Origin of the sequence: Pseudomonas phytophila (assembly GCF_025643095.1) — a bacterium.
Classification (GTDB): Bacteria; Pseudomonadota; Gammaproteobacteria; order Pseudomonadales; family Pseudomonadaceae; genus Aquipseudomonas; species Aquipseudomonas quasicaspiana.
The window spans coordinates 5,863,883-5,886,995 of record NZ_CP081201.1; the positions used below are offsets into that span (position 1 = coordinate 5,863,883).

Genomic DNA, 23,113 nt, shown 5'->3' on the forward strand with positions numbered 1-23,113 from the left:
ATTGCTCTGAACGCAAAGCGCCGGTGCGATATTTTGGCTTTTTTGAGCGTTATTGGTGCTCACCTCCCCTTGTAGGAGCGCACGAGCACTGCGAGGCCGCGATGGCGGTGTATCAGGCAGATCGCGATCGCGGCCTCGCAGTGCTCGTGCGCTCCTACAGGGAGAGATGGGTTTTGTGGTTTTTACAGCTCCAGCATCAACCCACTCAGGCGCTTTACCTTGCGCCGCAGTGCTTCTTCGAACACGCCTTTGCGCGGTTCGATCAGACTGAACCAGTGTTTGGCGCGGGTGATGCCGGTGTAGATCAGCTCTTTGGTAAGGACCGGATTTAGCGCCTCGGGCAGGATCAGTGCGGTATGGGCGAACTCCGAGCCTTGGGATTTGTGCACAGTCATGGCGTAAACCGTTTCCACATCGTTGAGCCGACTCGGCAAAACGAAACGCACCCCGCCGCTGCCGTCGTTGCGCGGGAAGGCCACGCGCAATACCTGTTTGCCTGCTTCCGGCCCGTCGCGCTCTGGCAGGCGCAAGGCGATGCCAATGTCGCCGTTCATCAAGCCAAGCCCGTAATCATTGCGGGTCATCAACACCGGCCGACCTTCGTACCAATGCTGATCGCTTTCAATCAGCCGGGCTTCGTACAGCGCGCTGGTGATGCGCCGGTTTAGCCCCTCAACGCCCCACGGTCCTTTACGCACAGCGCACAACAACTGAAACGCGTCGAACGCATCCAGTACCGCTCGCGCCCAATACCCCCAACGCTCGTCTTCCAGCGCGGCATCCTGTGGCGGACGCTGCGCGGCCATCACGCCCAGATAATGGCGATAGCCCTGCGGGCCTTCCGAGCCTTGGTCGAGTCCTTCGAGTAGCAGGCGCTCCAGTGAACGGTCCTGCTCATTCTTGAGGGCCAATGCGTGCAAATCCGCGTGGCTACGAGCGGCCAACAAAGCGCGCGCTTCGGTGGACTGCTGCTGATTGACCAGCCGCGCCAATTGCCCGATACCACTTCCTTCGCCAAAGCGCCGCGAGTAACGCAACATCGCCACTTGCTGAGCCAGCGGATGCTGCTGCTCATCGCCTTGCTGCAAACCGGCGCGATTCAAGTCTTCGCCGCTGATTACTTCCAGCCAGCGCTGGGTTTGCGGGCTGTAAAGCCCGGCTTCGGCATCACGGCATAAATCGCCCAATACAGCACCCGCCTCAACGGAAGCCAACTGGTCTTTGTCACCCAGCAGCACCATGCGCGCATGGGGTGGCAGCGCTTCCAGCAGATTGGCCATCATTTCCAGGTCGATCATCGACGCTTCGTCCACCACCAACACATCCAGGGGCAGTAGATTCCCGGCGTGATGACGGAAGTGCCGCGTGCCCGGACGGCTGCCCAGCAAACGGTGCACCGTAGTGACTTCGGCAGGGATTTTCTGACGCACGTCTTCACTGACCGTCAGGCTCTGCACTTGCTGGCTGATGGACTCAGTCAAACGCGCCGCCGCTTTACCGGTGGGCGCAGCCAGACGAATCCGCAACGGCTGACCGGCTTGAACAGCCGGGGCCTGCAATAACGCGAGCAAGCGAACAACCGTGGTGGTTTTACCGGTGCCCGGCCCGCCCGTGATGATGCTGAATGCGCCGCGAGTCGCCAGCGCACAGGCCAGTTTCTGCCAGTCGATCAGCGCATCCGGCGTACTACTCGGCGGGAACAGTGCATTCAAACGTTGGGCGAGGTCATCAGAAACGGCCTCTCGCAGTGCCAGTCGCTGACGCAAGATCGCGCCGATGCGCCGCTCGTACGTCCAGTAACGGCGCAAGTACAAACGGCGATCAGACAACACCAACGGTTTGCTGGCCGCACTTTCACTGGCGTCGTCGCCTCGGGCAACCAACGTACTGGCCAGCAATGCCTTGCACCATGCGTCGCCATCCAGCGCTACCAGCAATTGCGACGGCAGCAGCATCGGGCCGCTTTGCACATCACCTTCGGGGGGCAATGACAGTGCGAAGTCCGGCTCTTTAAGCGTTTCGTACAGGTCCAGGCAAACATGGCCGTGGCCGAGTTGGTGACTGGTCAACGCAGCGGCCAGCAGAACCAGTGAATCGGCGGACGGATCCAGCTCACTGAGGAACGCCACGAAAGCCTTATCCAGAGCCCGCAGCCAGCCGCGCTCGACCCAACGCTCAAGCAACAGCAGCAGGTCGCGAACGTTGGTCAATGGCGTTAGGTCAGCCAGACTCTGTGCATCCAGCGGGGTGGGCAGCAGTTCAGCGAATGAGCGAGTCATGCGGGTTCTCCGGTCAGGACGAACTCTTCAGTCACTGACTTGCCTTGAAACAGTAGATCCAGACCTTCGATCAGCTCCCGTGGCGGCCGGGTAAACCAGGCGCCCTGACTGGTTGAATAAGCGCCACGCAGGAACACATAAAGTGCGCCGCCCATGTGTTGGTCGTAATCGTAATCGGCGAGACGAGCCTTGAGCTGGCGATGCAGAGCCAACAGATAGAGCACGTATTGCAGGTCATAACGGTTGTCCAGAATCGCACTGGTCATGGCGTCCTGGGTGTAGCTTTCATCGTCCGGGCCGAGCCAGTTGGATTTGTAATCCGCCACGTAATAGCGACCTTCGTGTTCAAAGGTCAGGTCGATGAAGCCCTTGAACATGCCGTTCAAAGACACCGTTTCGGTTGCCGCGCGCGGGGCGTTGTCGTGGGTGTAGCGGCGCACCAGAGCGTCCATTTGTGCGACGTTGACCTTGTGGCAGGCGAACCAGAACTCCATTTCGATGCGGTACTGATTGGGCTGATCCATCGCGCCTAGAGAAACCGGCGTACTGTCGGCTGTCAGCGACAACGGCAAATTCAGAACCTGTTGCAGCCAGCCGCTCAGCGTGTCGATCCAGCCTTCCCAACCACGTCGGTTACAGCGCCGAGCCACAGCATCTTTGAGTAGCTGCGGATCGCTGACAGCCTTGGCAAAACCTTCGTTGCCCGCCCATTCCAGCAAACCATGGAGGAAGGTGCCGGGATTAGGGCCGCGTGGAAAACGGTGGATATCACCGCCGCTGACCAGCACTTCACGCGGCGCTTCGGGGTCGAGGCGTTCGTCATCGAACAGCTTTTGCGCTTGCGGGCTGTCCGGTGATTCGTCGCTATCGCTACCCGCGGTGATCGTGTCGCCGATGCGCAATGCGCTGTAAGAGGCGATCCACCAATTCTCGGCAGCGCGGCGTTTGGGCATGCGCGGTTTGAGCAAGGTTGCTTCATTGCGTGGCGGGCTGAAGGTTTCTGCAGTTGGGGCAGGAACGTCTTCGACGCTGATCCCGGCGCAACCTTCGCCCAGATCGCGTAGCCATGAAGCCAGGCCTGCCGACTCGACCAACGGCATGCCGCCGCCCAGCAGGTAACCCAATGCCGAGCGGTGCAACATCGAGCTGCTGGAGTTACCGCGCTTGAGGTCGGCCACGCCCAGCCAACAGGCATATTCAGCTCGGGTCAGGGCCACATAAAGCAGACGTAGATCTTCAGCCAGACGCTCGTTGTCGGACTGTTCGATGAGGGCAGCGGTAGGCTTGAGACTGACTTGCGCCCTACCGTTTTCATCGTGGAAATGCAGTGGTAGACGCGTGCCATCCACCGGTTTGCTGGAGCAAATGAACGGCAGGAACACCAATGGATACTGCAAGCCTTTGGACTTGTGGATGGTCACGACCTTGACCAGTTGCTCATCACTTTCCAGACGCAAAATCTGTTCTTCACCCGCCTGACCGGACATCGCCAGATGCTCGCCCAGATGGCGGATCAACGCCTGTTCGCCATCCAGTTCGGCAGCGGCTTGCTGCAGTAACTCGGACAGGTGCAGCAAGTTGGTCAGGACACGCTCGCCATCATTTCGGGTGATCAGGATCTGCGGCAAATGGAAGTCGTGCAGCAAGCGGCGCAGCATCGGCAATACGCCCTGGTTACGCCAGATCAGGTGATAACCGCGGAACTGCATGACCCGCGCTTCCCACGCCAATTCGTCCTGATTCAAGCGCTCCAGCTCTGCCAGCGGTAACGCCAGGGTGATGCATGCCAATGCGGCGCGCAGGGTACGTTCGGAGTCTGGTTCGGCGCAGGCCTTGAGCCAGGCCAATACGTCATGCGCTTCCTGAGCGGCGAACACTGAATCCTTGTCGGACAAGTAAACGCTGCGCACGCCACGGGCCGACAATTCGCCGCGCACCGTCTGAGCCTCTTTGCCGTCACGCACCAGAATCGCGATGTCGGCAGGCAGCAGGCCTTTCAAGTCTTTATCCACAGCGGCGAAACCGGCGCGGCCTTGTTGCCCGGCGTTAAGCAGCCGGACGATTTCACTGGCGCAACTGGCAGCCAGTTGCTGGCGATAGCTGACGCCGGATACCGGCTGATCACTCGCCAGTTGCCAGACATTCAGGGCAGCCAGCGGTGTGCCGTCTATTTGCAGAGCGTCTTTGCGACCTTGAGAAAGCGCATCCGAGAATGGCACATCGTTCTTGTCGCCTTCGCGAAACAGGAAAGCACCACGCCCTTCCGGACGCTGCTCGGCACGCTGAAACAAGTGGTTAACCGCTTCGACCATGGAGTGGCTGGAACGGTAGTTGGTGTCCAGCGTATGCCAGCGGCCAACCGTGGCCTGACGCGCGCGCAGGTAGGTGTAGATGTCAGCACCACGGAACGCGTAAATCGCCTGCTTGGGGTCGCCGATCAAGAACAACCCGGTTTCGGTGTCGTTTTCTTCAAGGCGATAGATGCTCTCGAAAATCCGGTACTGCACCGGGTCGGTGTCCTGGAACTCATCGATCAAGGCAACCGGAAACTGTTCGCGAATCAAGGTCGCCAGACGCTCGCCGCCTGAGCTTTGCAGCGCCGCGTCGAGCCTGAGTAGCATGTCGTCAAAGCCCATTTCCGCACGACGGCGCTTTTCTGCTTCGAAACGCATGCCGACCCAGTGTGCGGCATGTTCGAGCACTGCGGCATCGGGTGTTGGCAAGGTATCGAGCGCGACTTTGAGTTCGACCATCGCCTCGAAAGCGGGATGCGAAGGCGGATTGCTCTTCCACGCCTCAGCAATGCCGTCGGGCGTCAGCCGGGTAAAACCTGTACCCAGATCGAGTTCTTCCAGTTCGTCATCAGCAGCCCAGGCGGTGAGCTTTTCAAACCAAGGCCGGAAATAGCGCTCCTGCATCTTGCGCCCATCGACCACCTTGCACGCCACGCCATCGATGCAGATTGCATGCAGCTCGGCAGCCCAGTTGGTCCACGGCGACTTAAGTGCTTTGAGCGCCTCGCGACGTTGCTGCAGAGAGGCGGTGATCAACTCGGCAGGGGCTTGGGTCGGGACCGCCCGGTCGCTGCCAAAGAGGCTGCGCACCCGAGGTAACAAGGCCGCCGGACCACTCCAATTGGCGCGTACCCAGTTCAGGGCATCGCCACTCATGGGGTAGCAGAACAGTCGCCAGTAGTCGCGTAGCACTTCGCCAAGCAAATCGCTGTGATCGGTTTCCAGGGTCTGGGTGAACAGGCTGCCGCTGTCGAAAGCATGTTCGCGCAGCATGCGCTGGCACCAACTGTGGATCGTCGATACCGCAGCTTCGTCCATCCATTGTGCTGCAATGTCCAGGCGACTGGCGCAGGCTGGCCATTGCTCGGGCGTGAATTGCTCGCGCAGTTCGTTGATCAACTCATCAGGCGCGCTGATTTCTTCGCGAAAGAAGCGTGCGGCTTCGGCCAACCGGATGCGAATCCGGTCGCGCAGTTCTTTGGTCGCGGCATCGGTGAAGGTGACGACGAGGATTTGCGGCGGCAACAGTTCACGGCCAAAACCGGCGACATCACCGCCATGGCCGAGAACCAGACGCACATAAAGCGCCGAAATGGTGAAGGTCTTGCCGGTTCCGGCGCTGGCTTCGATCAGTTGGCTGCCACGCAGCGGGAAACGCAGAGCCAAGGATGCGGTGTGTTGAATGTCGGTCATGCGCTGGCTCCTTCACTTTGCCAAGGCGCGTCGAAAATCGGCTTGTAGAGCGCATCGCACCAGCCAGCAAACTCTTCGCTTTCGATCAGGGCATCGAAGTCCGGAAATTGCCGGGCCAGCGCAGTGCTTTCGCGTCGCTCGCCATCAGAGGTTTGGCCGTCGCCTTCGTAGGCTTTGCGAGCAGCGGCTTCGGCTTTGCTTTCGTCGTTCTGGCTGAGTGAGGCGAAAGCGGTTTTGACTGCGACAGGTAAAGGTCGCTGCATGCCACTGAGCCAAGCCGTGAGCAAGTCATTCAGCGCAGCTGTGGCGAGGGATTTATCCAGCGGGTCCAGCAACAGCGTTTCATCGCTGGCTACCAGTGCAGTGCTCAGCGGCAGCCCGCATGCGCAGCCCACCAGGTGTAAAACCCAAGGACGAATAAGGCGATGCCATTTACGGTTTTTCTTTGAGCCAATGGAGTTCGGAATAGCCGTGATCAGTAAGTACTCGCCTTGAGCATTGGCATGCAAACCACCTAGCCAACCTTCCAGTCGCACGCCTTGATGGGCATAACTGACCGGCAGCGCACTGCTCAGCGCTTCAGGCCATTTATGAAGCAGGCTCTGATAACGCTGCAGCAAATCCGGCAGCGGCTCGATCAATTCTTCTCGCAAGCTGCTGCCGAAACCCGCCATGGGTAACAGGCCGCTGCCCTGGAGTTTTAATGCCTGTGCCTGCAGCGCCTCGTCAATGTCTTGCGAGCCAGTGAGCGCAGCGTTGAGCAGGCTGTCACTCAGGCTGTAGCGCTCAAGGGCGTCGAGCACAAACGGCTCTTCATCAGCCAAAGGCGCTTCGGCCACTTCGAAGTAGATCTTCAAACGCTGGCTGAAGAAGTGTTTGACCGGATTCCTGAGGAAGTCCTGCAGTTGAGCCAGGTTCAGGGGTTCGTCTTGTTCGTGGGCAGCAAGTTTCGTGGTTGTCGGCACGGTGACACTGGTTTCGTGCAGGACCTGCCATTCCCGGGCGAAGCTGAAGAAGCCGGTGTTCTCATGAAAGTATTGCGCGCTGAATGGCTGAAGCGGATGTTCGAGGGTGAGTGCGTGCAGGAGCTGCTGACCCGGATCGCGCTTTTTGCTGTCCATGGGTTCTTGGGCATCTTGGAGTCTCCAGCCTGCGGCGAGGTGATCGCGCAACTGGCCGATCAACACGGATGGCGGACGCTCGCTGTTGTCGCGAATGCTACGGCCCACCCAACTGATATACAGCTGGTCTCGCGCTGAGAGCAGTGCTTCGAGCAGCAGATAGCGGTCGTCTTCACGACGTGAGCGGTCACCGGGACGGTAATCGCTGCCCATCAAATCGAAGTCCAGCGGCGGCTGCGCGCGAGGGTAATCACCGTCGTTCATGCCGAGCAGGCACACCAGCTTGAAAGGAATAGCGCGCATCGGCATTAAGGTGCAGAAGTTGACCGAGCCGGCGAGGAAGCGCTGGGACAAACGACCTTGGTCCAGTCCGGCCAGCCAGGCTTCGCGAACTACAGTCAGCGGCAACTCGTCTTGCAGGCCAACCGATTCGCACGTCTCCAGCCAGGTCTCACGCAGTTGCTCCAGTTGAGCGAGCAAATAGTCGTCGTGCTCGCTGTCAGCCAGGAAGAACAATTGCAGCAGCGCTTGCAGGCGAGCGCCCCACTCTGTGGCAACCGCAGGCGAGGACAGCTCGTTGTGGGCGACCTGAAGCGCGTCAATCAACGCCACTAATGGACCGATCAGAGCTGCGTCCAGACCACCGATTTCGTCGTAGGGTTCTATGCCGTCACAGGCAGCACCGGCACCGACCGCATAGCCGAGCAACATGCGTCGTAATCCGAAGTGCCAGCTGTTTTGCTCGAGCGCTGCTGGCAAGCCGAGCCCTTCCCGTTGCTCGGCATTCAACCCCCAACGTACGCCTGCCCCTTCGATCCAGCGATGCAGGGTTGGCAGGTCGCGTTCCTTGATTTTGAAGCGAGCGCGCAGTGCAGGAACGTCCAACAGGTCGAGGATTTCGCTGACCGGAAAACGGCTGTCCGGAATTTTCAGCAGGTGCTCGACAGCAATCAACAATGGCTCGCGACCGCGTTGCCCTTGGTCGGCAAGGGTGAATGGGATAAAGCGGCGGTCTTCGCGATCAATCTGGCCAAATACGGCGCGGATATGCGGAGCGTAGCTGTCGATATCCGGGACCATGACAATCACATCGCGAGGACGTAGATCCGGGTCTTTGCTGAAACGCGCGAGTAATTGGTCATGCAGGATTTCGACTTCCCGCTGAGCGCTGTGGGCGACGTGGAAGCGGATTGAGCGATCTTGCAGTGGATCGACAGCGGGCCAGAGTTCTCGGGTTTCATCGAGCGGCCTTAGCTCAAGAATGTCGTCCTGTAGCTGATTGAGGACCGTATGCGGATCACTCTCGCTGAACAGGTCAATGCGCCCATCTTTGAACGCTGAGCGATAGCTGCCGGGATCGTCGTGGCTATCCAGAAGATTGATGTAGTCACGACCTTGCTTGCCCCATGCAGCCAACAGCGGATGGGCGTGTTGGTGCAGCGCTTGGGGATCAAGTACGACAGGCATTCCGGTTTTGCGAGCCTGACGCTTGTATTGATGACGCAGTAAATCCTTGTCGGCGACGATGTCGGCCCAGTGGTGGCGACAAGGATTGTGAACACAGAGCAGCACTTGGCTGAATCGTGCCAAACCGGCCAATGCTTCCAAGGCCTGAGCGGGCAGAGAGGAGATACCGAATACGATGACCCGCGCCGGTAAACCCGCCGGGGCTTCATTCATATGGGTGATGCGTTCAATGAAGCGTTGATGCACACCTGCTCGGCTTTGGGCCATGCCTTCGGTGCCCACATCCAGGAGCAACGCACGCCACAACTCAGCTTGCCAGCAATTCGCCGGGGTCAACGGCTTGGCTTCGCCTCTGACGTTACGCAATTGGTGGCGACCTGCAGCCCAGTCTTCCAGCCAGTCGGCGCGATACACCTGGTATTGGTCAAACAGGTCGGCCAAGCGCTCGGACAACTGATAGCGCTTGCGCAGATCAGTGTCGTTAGTCAGGAAGCGGCTTAGCGGCTCAAAGTGTGGCTGGTCGATCAAGGCGGGTAGCAGACGCATCAGACGCCAGGTCAGCGGCGCCTTGTCCAATAGTGACGCGGCCGGGATTTCATCCTTGCCTAATACCGATCGATACAGCTGCCACATGAAGCTGCCCGGAAGCTGGACGTCGATTGCGGCGGCAATTCCACAGCCACCCAGGTCTTCGTCTTCGGCATCTTCAGCCAAGGCCAGCTTCAACCATTGGGCAATGCCGTTGCTTTGCACCAAGGCGATTTCGTTTTCCAGAGGCGAAAGCGGATAACGGCGCATCCAGGACACAACCAGACTGCGCAGGTCATCCAGGCGATTGCCATGAACGACCATGAAACCGGCGCTGAGAGAGGTTGTTACAGGCATGAATGCTTCCTTGGCTGGAGGGTGCGGCGTGGAAAAACTGTAGCCGAACCTTAAAGCAAAACGGAGGGGGTGTAGGAGGGAATTTGCGGGTGAATTGTCGCTGGCCTACCGAGGTTCGCGGATGGACGGTAGGAGCGAACTTGTTCGCGAAGGGGCGGTACATCCGCAGCTTATGTATCGCCTGACACACAGCTTCCCGAATGAATTCGGTCCTACCGAGCTTGGCGCATGGACGGTAGGAGGGAACTTGTTCGCGAGGGGCGGTACACCCGCAGCTTTTGTATCGCCTGACATATAGCCTTCCCGAATGAATTCGGTCCTACCCGGTAGCGAGTGGTGTGCCAGGTTCAACGCGTGGTTGTCCATCGCGGGCAAGCGCGGTCCTACGGCTAATCCTTTTTCTTCGCGCACAAACAAAACCCCTGAACGCGTAAGCGATCAGGGGTTCTGGAATTTAATCTTGACGATGACCTACTCTCACATGGGGAAACCCCACACTACCATCGGCGATACATCGTTTCACTACTGAGTTCGGGATGGGATCAGGTGGTTCCAATGCTCTATGGTCGTCAAGAAATTCGGTTGCCGGTGCGTTGGCCCTTGCGGGTTACGTGCCAGCGAATGGGTATGTGATAGCTCAGGTTCAGTGTGCGAACAAACTTTCGGTTCGTGTCGTCTTCACAGTCACCGCAATCTGGCCCTGCCTTCATTTATCAAGGCATGTCGCAAATTGCTTGGGTGTTATATGGTCAAGCCTCACGGGCAATTAGTATGGGTTAGCTCAACGCCTCACAGCGCTTACACACCCCACCTATCAACGTCGTAGTCTTCGACGGCCCTTCAGGGAACTCAAGGTTCCAGTGAGATCTCATCTTGAGGCAAGTTTCCCGCTTAGATGCTTTCAGCGGTTATCTTTTCCGAACATAGCTACCCGGCAATGCCACTGGCGTGACAACCGGAACACCAGAGGTTCGTCCACTCCGGTCCTCTCGTACTAGGAGCAGCCCCTCTCAAATCTCAAACGTCCACGGCAGATAGGGACCGAACTGTCTCACGACGTTCTAAACCCAGCTCGCGTACCACTTTAAATGGCGAACAGCCATACCCTTGGGACCGGCTTCAGCCCCAGGATGTGATGAGCCGACATCGAGGTGCCAAACACCGCCGTCGATATGAACTCTTGGGCGGTATCAGCCTGTTATCCCCGGAGTACCTTTTATCCGTTGAGCGATGGCCCTTCCATACAGAACCACCGGATCACTAAGACCTACTTTCGTACCTGCTCGACGTGTCTGTCTCGCAGTCAAGCGCGCTTTTGCCTTTATACTCTACGACCGATTTCCGACCGGTCTGAGCGCACCTTCGTACTCCTCCGTTACTCTTTAGGAGGAGACCGCCCCAGTCAAACTACCCACCATACACTGTCCTCGATCCGGATAACGGACCTGAGTTAGAACCTCAAAGTTGCCAGGGTGGTATTTCAAGGTTGGCTCCACGCAGACTGGCGTCCACGCTTCAAAGCCTCCCACCTATCCTACACAAGCAAATTCAAAGTCCAGTGCAAAGCTATAGTAAAGGTTCACGGGGTCTTTCCGTCTAGCCGCGGATACACTGCATCTTCACAGCGATTTCAATTTCACTGAGTCTCGGGTGGAGACAGCGCCGCCATCGTTACGCCATTCGTGCAGGTCGGAACTTACCCGACAAGGAATTTCGCTACCTTAGGACCGTTATAGTTACGGCCGCCGTTTACCGGGGCTTCGATCAAGAGCTTCGCGTTAGCTAACCCCATCAATTAACCTTCCGGCACCGGGCAGGCGTCACACCCTATACGTCCACTTTCGTGTTTGCAGAGTGCTGTGTTTTTAATAAACAGTCGCAGCGGCCTGGTATCTTCGACCGGCAGGGGCTTACGCAGTAAATGCTTCACCTCCACCGGCGCACCTTCTCCCGAAGTTACGGTGCCATTTTGCCTAGTTCCTTCACCCGAGTTCTCTCAAGCGCCTTGGTATTCTCTACCCAACCACCTGTGTCGGTTTGGGGTACGGTTCCTGGTTACCTGAAGCTTAGAAGCTTTTCTTGGAAGCATGGCATCAACCACTTCGTGTTCTAAAAGAACACTCGTCATCAGCTCTCGGCCTTAAGATCCCGGATTTACCTAAGATCTCAGCCTACCACCTTAAACTTGGACAACCAACGCCAAGCTGGCCTAGCCTTCTCCGTCCCTCCATCGCAATAACCAGAAGTACAGGAATATTAACCTGTTTTCCATCGACTACGCTTTTCAGCCTCGCCTTAGGGACCGACTAACCCTGCGTCGATTAACGTTGCGCAGGAAACCTTGGTCTTTCGGCGTGGGTGTTTTTCACACCCATTGTCGTTACTCATGTCAGCATTCGCACTTCTGATACCTCCAGCAAGCTTCTCAACTCACCTTCACAGGCTTACAGAACGCTCCTCTACCGCATCATCCTAAGATGATACCCGTAGCTTCGGTACCTGGTTTGAGCCCCGTTACATCTTCCGCGCAGGCCGACTCGACTAGTGAGCTATTACGCTTTCTTTAAAGGGTGGCTGCTTCTAAGCCAACCTCCTAGCTGTCTAAGCCTTCCCACATCGTTTCCCACTTAACCAGGATTTTGGGACCTTAGCTGACGGTCTGGGTTGTTTCCCTTTTCACGACGGACGTTAGCACCCGCCGTGTGTCTCCCATGCTCGGCACTTGTAGGTATTCGGAGTTTGCATCGGTTTGGTAAGTCGGGATGACCCCCTAGCCGAAACAGTGCTCTACCCCCTACAGTGATACATGAGGCGCTACCTAAATAGCTTTCGAGGAGAACCAGCTATCTCCGAGCTTGATTAGCCTTTCACTCCGATCCACAGGTCATCCGCTAACTTTTCAACGGTAGTCGGTTCGGTCCTCCAGTTAGTGTTACCCAACCTTCAACCTGCCCATGGATAGATCGCCCGGTTTCGGGTCTATTCCCAGCGACTAGACGCCCTATTAAGACTCGCTTTCGCTACGCCTCCCCTATTCGGTTAAGCTCGCCACTGAAAATAAGTCGCTGACCCATTATACAAAAGGTACGCAGTCACCCAACAAAGTGGGCTCCCACTGCTTGTACGCATACGGTTTCAGGATCTATTTCACTCCCCTCTCCGGGGTTCTTTTCGCCTTTCCCTCACGGTACTAGTTCACTATCGGTCAGTCAGTAGTATTTAGCCTTGGAGGATGGTCCCCCCATGTTCAGACAAGGTTTCTCGTGCCCCGTCCTACTCGATTTCATTGCAAAGAGATTTTCGCGTACAGGGCTATCACCCACTATGGCCGCACTTTCCAGAGCGTTCCGCTAATCTCTAAACAACTTAAGGGCTGGTCCCCGTTCGCTCGCCACTACTAAGGGAATCTCGGTTGATTTCTTTTCCTCAGGGTACTTAGATGTTTCAGTTCCCCTGGTTCGCTCCATACACCTATGTATTCAGTGTAAGGTAACTGTCTTATGACAGCTGGGTTCCCCCATTCAGACATCTCCGGATCACAGTCTGTTTGCCGACTCCCCGAAGCTTTTCGCAGGCTACCACGTCTTTCATCGCCTCTGACTGCCAAGGCATCCACCGTATGCGCTTCTTCACTTGACCATATAACCCCAAGCAATCTGGTTATACTGTGAAGACGACATTCGCCGAAAGTTTGTTCTCACAAACTTTACCTTAGCCTGGACACGCACCAGTGAAAGAGGTGCCCAGTCTATATTTCTATCACATACCCAAATTTTTAAAGAACGATCTAATCAAAGACTAGAAATCAACACTCACCATCGCATCGATGGAGTGCTCATTTCTAAGCTTTCAAACAGAAGCAGTAAGTGGTGGAGCCAAGCGGGATCGAACCGCTGACCTCCTGCGTGCAAGGCAGGCGCTCTCCCAGCTGAGCTATGGCCCCGTATTTCTACAGGCGTTTCCCACACAAAATTGGTGGGTCTGGGCAGATTCGAACTGCCGACCTCACCCTTATCAGGGGTGCGCTCTAACCAACTGAGCTACAGACCCAATTTCGAGCTTGTAGCCGCTAGCGTGAGCTATCAGCTTGGAGCTTAAAGCTGCTTCTAATCGTCTTCTTCAATGAATCAAGCAATTCGTGTGGGAACTTGTGCTGCAGCTGAGTCGTCGATTAAGGAGGTGATCCAGCCGCAGGTTCCCCTACGGCTACCTTGTTACGACTTCACCCCAGTCATGAATCACACCGTGGTAACCGTCCCCCCGAAGGTTAGACTAGCTACTTCTGGTGCAACCCACTCCCATGGTGTGACGGGCGGTGTGTACAAGGCCCGGGAACGTATTCACCGCGACATTCTGATTCGCGATTACTAGCGATTCCGACTTCACGCAGTCGAGTTGCAGACTGCGATCCGGACTACGATCGGTTTTATGGGATTAGCTCCACCTCGCGGCTTGGCAACCCTCTGTACCGACCATTGTAGCACGTGTGTAGCCCAGGCCGTAAGGGCCATGATGACTTGACGTCATCCCCACCTTCCTCCGGTTTGTCACCGGCAGTCTCCTTAGAGTGCCCACCATAACGTGCTGGTAACTAAGGACAAGGGTTGCGCTCGTTACGGGACTTAACCCAACATCTCACGACACGAGCTGACGACAGCCATGCAGCACCTGTCTCAATGTTCCCGAAGGCACCCATCCATCTCTGGAAAGTTCATTGGATGTCAAGGCCTGGTAAGGTTCTTCGCGTTGCTTCGAATTAAACCACATGCTCCACCGCTTGTGCGGGCCCCCGTCAATTCATTTGAGTTTTAACCTTGCGGCCGTACTCCCCAGGCGGTCAACTTAATGCGTTAGCTGCGCCACTAAGAGCTCAAGGCTCCCAACGGCTAGTTGACATCGTTTACGGCGTGGACTACCAGGGTATCTAATCCTGTTTGCTCCCCACGCTTTCGCACCTCAGTGTCAGTATCAGTCCAGGTGGTCGCCTTCGCCACTGGTGTTCCTTCCTATATCTACGCATTTCACCGCTACACAGGAAATTCCACCACCCTCTACCATACTCTAGCTTGCCAGTTTTGGATGCAGTTCCCAGGTTGAGCCCGGGGATTTCACATTCAACTTAACAAACCACCTACGCGCGCTTTACGCCCAGTAATTCCGATTAACGCTTGCACCCTCTGTATTACCGCGGCTGCTGGCACAGAGTTAGCCGGTGCTTATTCTGTCGGTAACGTCAAAACACTTACGTATTAGGTAAATGCCCTTCCTCCCAACTTAAAGTGCTTTACAATCCGAAGACCTTCTTCACACACGCGGCATGGCTGGATCAGGCTTTCGCCCATTGTCCAATATTCCCCACTGCTGCCTCCCGTAGGAGTCTGGACCGTGTCTCAGTTCCAGTGTGACTGATCATCCTCTCAGACCAGTTACGGATCGTCGCCTTGGTGAGCCATTACCTCACCAACTAGCTAATCCGACCTAGGCTCATCTGATAGCGCAAGGCCCGAAGGTCCCCTGCTTTCTCCCGTAGGACGTATGCGGTATTAGCGTCCGTTTCCGAGCGTTATCCCCCACTACCAGGCAGATTCCTAGGCATTACTCACCCGTCCGCCGCTCGCCACCAGGTACAAGTACCCGTGCTGCCGCTCGACTTGCATGTGTTAGGCCTGCCGCCAGCGTTCAATCTGAGCCATGATCAAACTCTTCAGTTCAAACATCTTTGGGTTTTGAGAAAACCCTAAACTTGGCTCAGCAATCGTTGGTTATTTCTTTGATTTCTCGCGGAGTAACTTACGATGCTGATAATCTGTTGACTTCAGTCTGACAGCGCAAGCACCCACACGAATTGCTTGATTCAATTGTTAAAGAGCGGTTGGTTAAGATCTTTCGTCTCAACCGAGGCGCGCATTCTACAGCAGCCTCTGTATCTGTCAAGCGGTTATTTTAAGAAGTTTTCAAAGTTTCCTTATCAACTTCAACCACTTGCGCTTCGATCAACATCACGCTGCTCGTTAGCGGGAGGCGAATTCTACAGCGTTACAACCTGCTGTCAACTGCCTTTTTTTCACCGCTTTCGATCAACTTCATCAAAGCCTCTTCCGAGCTAACCGAATCGTCCAACTCATTGATTATCAAGGAGTTTTTCGTTCTGTCTGCGCCAGAAGAGGTGCGAATTATAGAGAGATTAGAGAGTCCGTCAACCCTTAATTTCACTAAATTGTCATATCTTTCTGAAACCCCATAAAACAAAGGGGTGAGCCTGACGGCTCACCCCTCTTCCAAGACGTCTTACAGACTAGGAAAGGCGAACTGCGACGCCTCGTGGCTCGCACGTTGCGGCCAACGCTGGGTAATCGCCTTGCGCCGCGTATAGAAACGCACCCCATCCGGCCCATAGGCATGCAGGTCACCGAACAGTGAACGCTTCCAGCCACCGAAGCTGTGGTAGGCAACCGGCACCGGCAGTGGAACGTTGACCCCGACCATGCCTACTTCAATCTCATCACAGAACAAACGTGCAGCTTCTCCGTCTCGAGTGAAGATGCAGGTGCCATTGCCGTACTCATGATCATTGATCAGTTGCATGGCCTGCTCAAGACTGGCAACTCGCACGATGCACAGCACCGGCCCAAAGATCTCTTCCTTATAGATACGCATCTCTGGGGTCACCTGGTCGAACAGGCAACCGCCCATAAAGAAGCCATCTTCATTACCGGCAACACTCAAGCCGCGACCATCAACAACCAGTTTGGCGCCCGCTTGCACGCCGTCTTCTATATAGCCGCTGACTTTGTCCCGATGCTGACCCGTGACCAGAGGCCCCATGTCCAGCCCGCAGGTTGTACCGGCACCGATTTTCAGGGAGGCAATTTGCGGCACCAGTTTGGCGACCAGCGCATCAGCAATCTGATCACCCACACATACGGCCACCGAGATCGCCATGCAGCGCTCGCCGCACGAACCGTAAGCAGCGCCCATTAACGCACTGACCGCGTTATCCAGGTCAGCATCCGGCATCAGCACCGCATGGTTTTTCGCGCCACCCAAGGCCTGCACTCGTTTACCGCGCGCAGCGCCTTCTTTATAGATGTACTCGGCAATCGGCGTTGAACCCACAAAACTCAGCGCTTTGACTTCCGGAGCTTCGATCAGAGCATCCACCGCAGCCTTGTCGCCATGGACGACATTGAGTACGCCTTTAGGAAGACCGGCTTCGTGCAGCAATTGTGCGATCAGCAGCGTGGAGCTTGGATCACGCTCGGACGGTTTGAGGATGAAACAGTTACCGCAAGCGATCGCCAGCGGGTACATCCACAACGGCACCATCGCCGGGAAGTTGAACGGGGTAATACCGGCGACGACACCCAAAGGCTGGAAGTCGGACCAGGCATCAATGTTCGGCCCTACGTTACGGCTGTATTCACCCTTGAGAATTTCCGGCGCGGCACAGGCGTATTCGACGTTCTCGATACCACGCTTGAGTTCGCCCGCGGCATCTTCAACCGTTTTGCCGTGCTCTTCGCTGATCAGTTGCGCGATACGACTTTCGTTCTGCTCCAGCAGTTGCTTGAAGCGGAACATCACTTGGGCGCGTTTTGCCGGAGGAGTATTACGCCAGGCGGGAAACGCTGCCTTGGCTGAATCAATCGCTTGCTGAACGATTTCGCGGCTGGCCAACGAAACCTTATGGATAGCCTGACCGGTCGACGGATTGAACACGTCGGCAGTACGGCCGTTATCGCTGACCAGTTGGCCGTCGATCAAATGTTGAATGGTGCTCATGAAATGACTCCAAAGCAGGCGCGAACGAATCCGCGCCTGTCACCTATATAGAAGGGTTTATCAGTCGATCTGATTCAGCGCTTCGCCAACCGCATCGAACAAACGATCCAGGTCTTGCGGCTTGCTGTTGAAAGTAGGTCCGAACTGCAAGGTGTCGCCGCCAAAACGTACATAGAAACCAGCTTTCCAGAGCTTCATGCCCGCCTCGAATGGGCGAACGATCGCATCGCCATCTCGCGGCGCAATCTGAATAGCGCCAGCTAGGCCGTAGTTACGAATGTCGACGACGTTCTTTGTGCCTTTGATACCATGCAGTGCGCTTTCGAAATGCGGTGCCACTTCAGCAACCTGCTGCACAAGATTTTCCCGCTGCAGTAAATCAAGCGCTGCGAGACCAGCAGCACACGCAACCGGGTGCGCGGAGTAGGTATAACCATGCGGGAATTCCACCGCGTATTCAGGCGTCGGTTGATTCATGAATGTCTGATAGATCTCACTGCTGGCGATCACGGCCCCCATCGGAATCGCACCGTTGGTGATTTGCTTCGCAATGCACATCAGATCAGGCGTCACACCAAAGCTGTCTGCGCCAAACATTGAGCCGGTGCGACCAAAGCCCGTAATGACTTCGTCGAAGATCAGCAGGATGTTGTGCTGATCGCAGATTTCCCGCAGCCGCTTGAGGTAGCCCTGAGGCGGCACAATCACACCGGCCGAACCCGCCATTGGTTCGACGATGACTGCAGCGATGTTTGAGGCATCGTGCAACTCGATCAACTTCAGCATTTCATCCGCGAGAGCAATACCGCCCGCCTCCGGCATGCCTTTCGAATAAGCGTTGCTGGCCAGCAAGGTGTGCGGCAGGTGATCCACGTCCATCAACTGGCCAAACATCTTACGGTTGCCGTTCACCCCACCGAGACTGGTGCCCGCAATGTTTACACCGTGATAGCCACGCGCACGGCCGATCATTTTGGTTTTGGTTGCCTGCCCCTTCAAACGCCAGTAGGCGCGCACCATCTTCACGGCGGTGTCGGCACATTCGGAACCTGAGTTTGTGTAGAACACATGATTCAGATTGCCCGGCGTCAGCTCGGTGATTTTTTCAGCAAGCTGAAAGGACAGCGGGTGACCAAACTGGAAGCCCGGGGAGTAGTCCAGAATGCCCAACTGCCTGGAGACAGCTTCCTGAATCTCCTTGCGCGTATGACCCGCACCACAGGTCCACAGACCAGAAAGCGCATCATAGATCTTGCGTCCCTTGTCGTCTGTCAGATAGCTGCCATGCGCCGCGACGATCAAGCGCGGATCACGCTGGAAATTGCGATTGGCGGTGTAAGGCATCCAATGAGCATCAAGCTTCAATTGGCTGGCAATAGACATCTCGGACGACTCGAAACTGTTCATCGAAACGGACCTCGCTGGAGCGCTGGGCGGTTGAGTGACTGCAAATACTTGATGCAGCTACGGTGCCACGGGGATAAAGTCGGAAAAACTCAACTTTTACGATCTTCAGTTAGCCGATGACTAAACTATGAGCAGCCGTCGCCCCGATCCACTGGCACAAGTGAGCGATTTTGATATTCGATTGCTGCGCATCTTTCGAAGCGTAGTTGAGTCGGGAGGATTCTCTGCCGCCGAAAGCGCACTCGGCATAGGGCGCTCGGCCATCAGCCAGCAAATGAGTGATCTGGAGCAACGCCTGGGCTTACGCCTTTGCCAACGTGGACGTGCCGGATTTTCGCTTACCGAAGAAGGCCGGGAGGTTTACCAGTCGGCGTTGCAACTACTGAGCGCACTGGAAAGTTTCCGCACTGAGGTCAACGGCCTCCACCAGCATCTGCGTGGTGAGTTGAACATTGGCCTGACTGACAATCTGGTCACCCTCCCCCACATGCGCATCACGCACGCACTGGCTCAGTTGAAAGAGCGCGGGCCTGATGTGCACATCAACATCCGCATGATTGCGCCCAATGAAGTGGAACAAGGCGTACTCGACGGCCGGTTGCACGTGGGTGTCGTTCCTCAAGCCAGTGCATTGTCGGGCCTTGAATATCAACCGCTGTACAGCGAGCGCTCGCTGCTCTACTGCGCGGTGGGCCACCCGCTTTTCTATATGGAGGATGCTGCGCTGGATGACGGGCGCCTTGCAGAACAGGACGCCATAGCGCCGACCTTCCGATTACCCGCAGAGATTCAGGCCCATTATCAGGCGCTCAATTGCACCGCCAGCGCGTCGGACCGGGAAGGCATGGCGTTTTTGATCCTGACCGGGCGTTACATCGGCTATTTGCCGGATCACTATGCGAGTTTCTGGGTGCAACAGGGTCGACTGCGGGCATTGAAATCTGCGTCGCGCTTCTATGATCTAAGCCTGGTGTCGGTAACCCGCAAAGGACGCCGCCCTCATTTGGTGCTGGAGAGCTTTCTGCAGACGCTGGCTGCTACACGGTGAGACATGGCGCCCTGCAAAAACATACCAACCCGTAGGAGCGCGCTCGCCCACGATGGCGCCAGATCATTCAACGAATTTTGCGCCTGAACCACCCAATCGCGGGCAAGCGCGCTCCTACAAACATCTGCAACGTGCTAACCATAGAAAAACCTGAGCACTTGGACAGCTTTTTGCACAGTGGTTGTATTAAACGACCCGCGAGAGCACGACATGCAGCCCGACGCCTCACCCAGCAGCGATCTGATCTACGGCCTTGATGATCGGCCCAAGCCACTACCGGCCATACTTGCTGCGCTGCAACACGTGCTCGCCAGTTTCGTCGGCATCATCACACCGCCGTTAATCATCGGTTCTGCACTTGGGCTGGGCGCCTACATGCCTTACCTGATCAGCATGGCATTGATGGTTTCAGGCGTAGGCACTTTCATCCAGGCACGTCGGCCATTCGGAATTGGCGCAGGAATGATCTGTCTGCAAGGCACCAGCTTTGCCTTTCTCGGCGCAGTCTTGTCTGCGGGCTTTCTGGTCAAGCAGCGCGGCGGGAGTCCTGAAGACATTCTGGCGATGATTTTCGGGGTCTGTTTTTTCGGTGCGATGGTGCAGATTGTGTTGAGTCGCTTCATTGGCCAACTGCGCAGAGTCATCACGCCGCTCGTGACCGGCATCGTGATCACCCTGATCGGCGTCAGCTTGATCAAAGTCGGGGTGACGGACCTGGGCGGTGGATTCAACGCTCCAGACTTTGGCGAACCGCTGAACCTGGCGTTGGGCGGTTTTGTGCTGGTCGTTATCATTCTGCTCAACCGGTCAAATACTCCCTGGATACGCCTGTCGGCGATCATCATCGGCCTCGCTGCTGGCAGTCTGGCAGCGTGGCTCAGTGGAAAGCTGATACCTCATTCCGTTGGCGACCTGCCCCTGATCAGCGTACCGGTCCCGTTCAGGTTCGGTTTCGCCTTCGACTGGACAGCTTTCCTGCCCGTTGCGCTGATTTATCTGATCAGCACTATCGAAACCGTCGGCGACCTGACCGCTAACTGCATGCTCGCTAAAAAGCCCATAAGCGGCTCCACGTACATTGCCCGGCTTAAAGGTGGCGTATTGGGCGACGGATTCAGTTGCATGATCGCCGCAACCTTCAGTGCCTTCCCCAATACCACTTTCGCGCAAAACAACGGTGTGATTCAGCTCACCGGCGTGGCCAGTCGTTATGTCGGTCTGTACATCGGCGCAGTCCTCTTCATGCTCGGCCTGTTCCCGACCATTGGCGCTTTGCTGCAACAAATCCCAAAACCCGTACTGGGTGGAGCGACTCTGGTCATGTTCGGCAGCGTTGCTGCTGCGGGCGTACGCATTCTGGCTCAGGCACCGCTGGATCGGCGCAGCATGCTGATCATTGCAACGTCTTTTGGCGTTGGTTTGGGCATCGCTTCCCAACCGGCATTGCTGCATCACCTGCCTAAACTGGTACAAAACCTGTTCGACTCGGCAATCACCAGCGGCGGCATCACCGCCATTGTGATGTGCCTGTTATTGCCGGAGGACAAGACAAGCGTTGCGGGTACAGAATCTGCAACCGAAGCTGAGCCATCGACACACTAACTACTGATAATGCTGAACACCTGATTGGGTCAGGTGTTCAGTGTTGTATCCCCATGATCTGTCCGGAACGGCCCCATGATCCTTGAAGTCCCTGCGCACAGTAGTCACGGCACCAAGCCCGCCAGTCGCATTCGTCAGAAGAATGAAGAGGCCATTATCAAAGCCGCCGAAGACGAGTTCGCTCGCCACGGCTTCAAAGGCACCAGCATGAATACCATCGCGCTGAACGCCGGGCTGCCCAAGGCCAACCTTCATTACTACTTCACTAACAAACTCGGGCTGTACGTCGCGGTACTCAGCAACATCCTCGAGTTATGGGACAGCACCTTCAACAACCTGACCGTCGAGGACGATCCGGCTCTGGCATTGAGCCGATACATTCGAGCCAAAATGGAGTTCTCGCGTCGTCAGCCTCAGGCATCGCGGATTTTCGCCATGGAGATCATCAGCGGCGGCGAATGCCTCAACCAGTATTTCAGCCAGGATTACCAAGCCTGGTTTCAAGGCCGGGCCTCTGTTTTTCAAGCGTGGATCGATGCGGGCAAAATGGACCCGGTGGATCCGGTGCACCTGATTTTCCTGCTGTGGGGCAGCACGCAGCATTACGCCGACTTCGCTACGCAAATTTGCCAAGTGACCGGACGCACTCGATTGACCAAGCAAGACATGGAAGTTGCGGGCGATAATCTCATTCGCATCATCCTCAAGGGTTGCGGCCTGACGCCTCCAGGCGCTTAACTGGCGACATCTGTTTACAGCTGGAACCCACGCATGCCCTTTACTCTGGTTGGCCCTTGTGAATTTCGCGAAGAGATTCGCAAGAGCCGCTTTATCACTCTCGCCGCGCCCATTTCCAGCGCCGCCGACGCACAAGCGTTTATCGAACAGAACAGCGACCTCAACGCGACGCACAATTGCTGGGCCTGGAAACTGGCCGATCAATACCGCAGCAATGACGATGGCGAACCTGGCGGTACAGCAGGACGACCGATTCTGGCCGCCATCGAAGCCCAGGAATTTGATCAGGTCGTGGTGCTGGTGATTCGCTGGTACGGCGGCATTCAACTGGGTACCGGCGGCCTCGCCCGGGCCTACGGCGGCGGTGCCAATAAATGCCTGCAACAGGCTGAGCGTCTAGCGTTGGTTACTCGGGTGCCATTGAGCCTGTCGTGCAGCTTCAGCGAACTGGCGCTGGTCAAATTGCGGGTCGCCGAATTGAACGGATTGGTGCAGAACGAAGACTTCACGGCTAATGGAGTGGACCTTGCGATCGCGGTTGGCCCCGAGCAGGTCGAAGTGCTGCAGCGGCAGTTGGCGGATTTGAGCCGGGGCCGGATTGTATTGAGTAAAGACGGGGAATGATGTCGCGTTGTGGTGCGCCACATGCAGGCCCATTCGGGAGACTTCTGTTTGCCCGCAATCCAGTAGGACCTGTGGGAGCTGAGCTTGCTCGCGATGAAGCTGGACGCGGTTCACATTGGATCGCGTCCTACCTTATCGCGAGCAAGCTCGGCTCCCACAGATCTGCGCGATGTCGCGGGAGCGCGAACTCGGACTGCACACATTTACTGTGCATCCGGCTGTGGACAAGCTGAGTACATGCCGCCGCAAGCCTTGCCACGCTTAGCTTTCAGCCAATTGATTACTTTTTATACAAAACTGTCACAAACCGCGAAAAGCATCGTTAAAACAGCGCTTTACAATCTCTTATGGTCAGACGCTACTAGCGACTGCCCGCTTATATCGCACTTTTGCGCTTGCACACATTTACTGTGGAGGAACCTGTGGATAACAGGTGCAAGGGTCGCGGTGACG

At 56.4% G+C, this 23,113-nt stretch carries 9 protein-coding genes, 2 tRNA genes and 3 rRNA genes; 4 read left to right on the forward strand and 10 right to left on the reverse strand.

The window, feature by feature from the left end; translation table 11 throughout:
- Positions 1-182: 182 nt before the first annotated feature.
- The 10 genes from recD to K3169_RS26475 all read right to left on the reverse strand — a co-directional run bounded on the left by recD (position 183) and on the right by K3169_RS26475 (position 18,648).
- Positions 183-2,279: an exodeoxyribonuclease V subunit alpha gene (recD, locus tag K3169_RS26430; protein ID WP_263268871.1), complete on the reverse strand. Its 2,097-nt coding sequence runs from the start codon at positions 2,277-2,279 to the stop codon at positions 183-185.
- On the reverse strand, positions 2,276-5,986 hold the full coding sequence (gene recB, locus K3169_RS26435; RefSeq protein WP_263268873.1) for an exodeoxyribonuclease V subunit beta: 3,711 nt from the start codon (positions 5,984-5,986) through the stop codon (positions 2,276-2,278). Before recB ends, recD begins: the two co-directional genes overlap by 4 nt.
- Entirely contained in the window at positions 5,983-9,459 is a 3,477-nt protein-coding gene (gene recC / locus K3169_RS26440) for an exodeoxyribonuclease V subunit gamma (protein WP_263268875.1), read from the reverse strand. The genes recB and recC overlap by 4 nt, the downstream gene beginning before the upstream one ends.
- 458 nt (positions 9,460-9,917) lie before the next feature.
- A 5S ribosomal RNA gene (rrf, locus tag K3169_RS26445) occupies positions 9,918-10,033 on the reverse strand.
- Positions 10,034-10,204: 171 nt separating this feature from the next.
- A 23S ribosomal RNA gene (locus K3169_RS26450) occupies positions 10,205-13,098 on the reverse strand.
- A gap of 228 nt (positions 13,099-13,326) precedes the next feature.
- Positions 13,327-13,402: transfer RNA gene (locus tag K3169_RS26455), tRNA-Ala, on the reverse strand.
- A gap of 30 nt (positions 13,403-13,432) precedes the next feature.
- Positions 13,433-13,509: transfer RNA gene (locus K3169_RS26460), tRNA-Ile, on the reverse strand.
- Between the two features lie 122 nt (positions 13,510-13,631).
- Positions 13,632-15,170: ribosomal RNA gene (locus K3169_RS26465) — 16S ribosomal RNA — on the reverse strand.
- Together the 16S, 23S and 5S rRNA genes with 2 tRNA genes alongside form the textbook arrangement of a ribosomal RNA operon.
- Before the next feature lie 577 nt (positions 15,171-15,747).
- A complete protein-coding gene (locus tag K3169_RS26470; protein WP_122707119.1) occupies positions 15,748-17,241 on the reverse strand; it encodes a CoA-acylating methylmalonate-semialdehyde dehydrogenase in 1,494 nt (497 codons plus the stop codon).
- Between the two features lie 60 nt (positions 17,242-17,301).
- The gene (locus tag K3169_RS26475) at positions 17,302-18,648 is read right to left on the reverse strand and encodes an aspartate aminotransferase family protein (protein WP_122707117.1); all 1,347 of its coding nucleotides are present in this window, start codon (positions 18,646-18,648) and stop codon (positions 17,302-17,304) included.
- A 127-nt stretch (positions 18,649-18,775) separates the two neighbouring features.
- On the opposite strand from K3169_RS26475, the gene K3169_RS26480 reads away from it, so the two are divergent.
- The 4 genes from K3169_RS26480 to K3169_RS26495 all read left to right on the forward strand — a co-directional run bounded on the left by K3169_RS26480 (position 18,776) and on the right by K3169_RS26495 (position 22,660).
- Complete coding sequence (locus tag K3169_RS26480; protein ID WP_027901269.1) at positions 18,776-19,696, forward strand: LysR family transcriptional regulator; 921 nt, start codon at positions 18,776-18,778, stop codon at positions 19,694-19,696.
- 210 nt (positions 19,697-19,906) lie between these two features.
- Positions 19,907-21,298 (forward strand): uracil-xanthine permease family protein, encoded by a 1,392-nt coding sequence (locus tag K3169_RS26485; protein ID WP_263268877.1) that lies wholly within the window; start codon positions 19,907-19,909, stop codon positions 21,296-21,298.
- Positions 21,299-21,373: 75 nt separating this feature from the next.
- Entirely contained in the window at positions 21,374-22,036 is a 663-nt protein-coding gene (locus K3169_RS26490) for a TetR/AcrR family transcriptional regulator (protein WP_027901271.1), read from the forward strand.
- 33 nt (positions 22,037-22,069) lie between these two features.
- Positions 22,070-22,660 (forward strand): IMPACT family protein, encoded by a 591-nt coding sequence (locus K3169_RS26495; protein WP_027901272.1) that lies wholly within the window; start codon positions 22,070-22,072, stop codon positions 22,658-22,660.
- Positions 22,661-23,113: the final 453 nt, after the last annotated feature.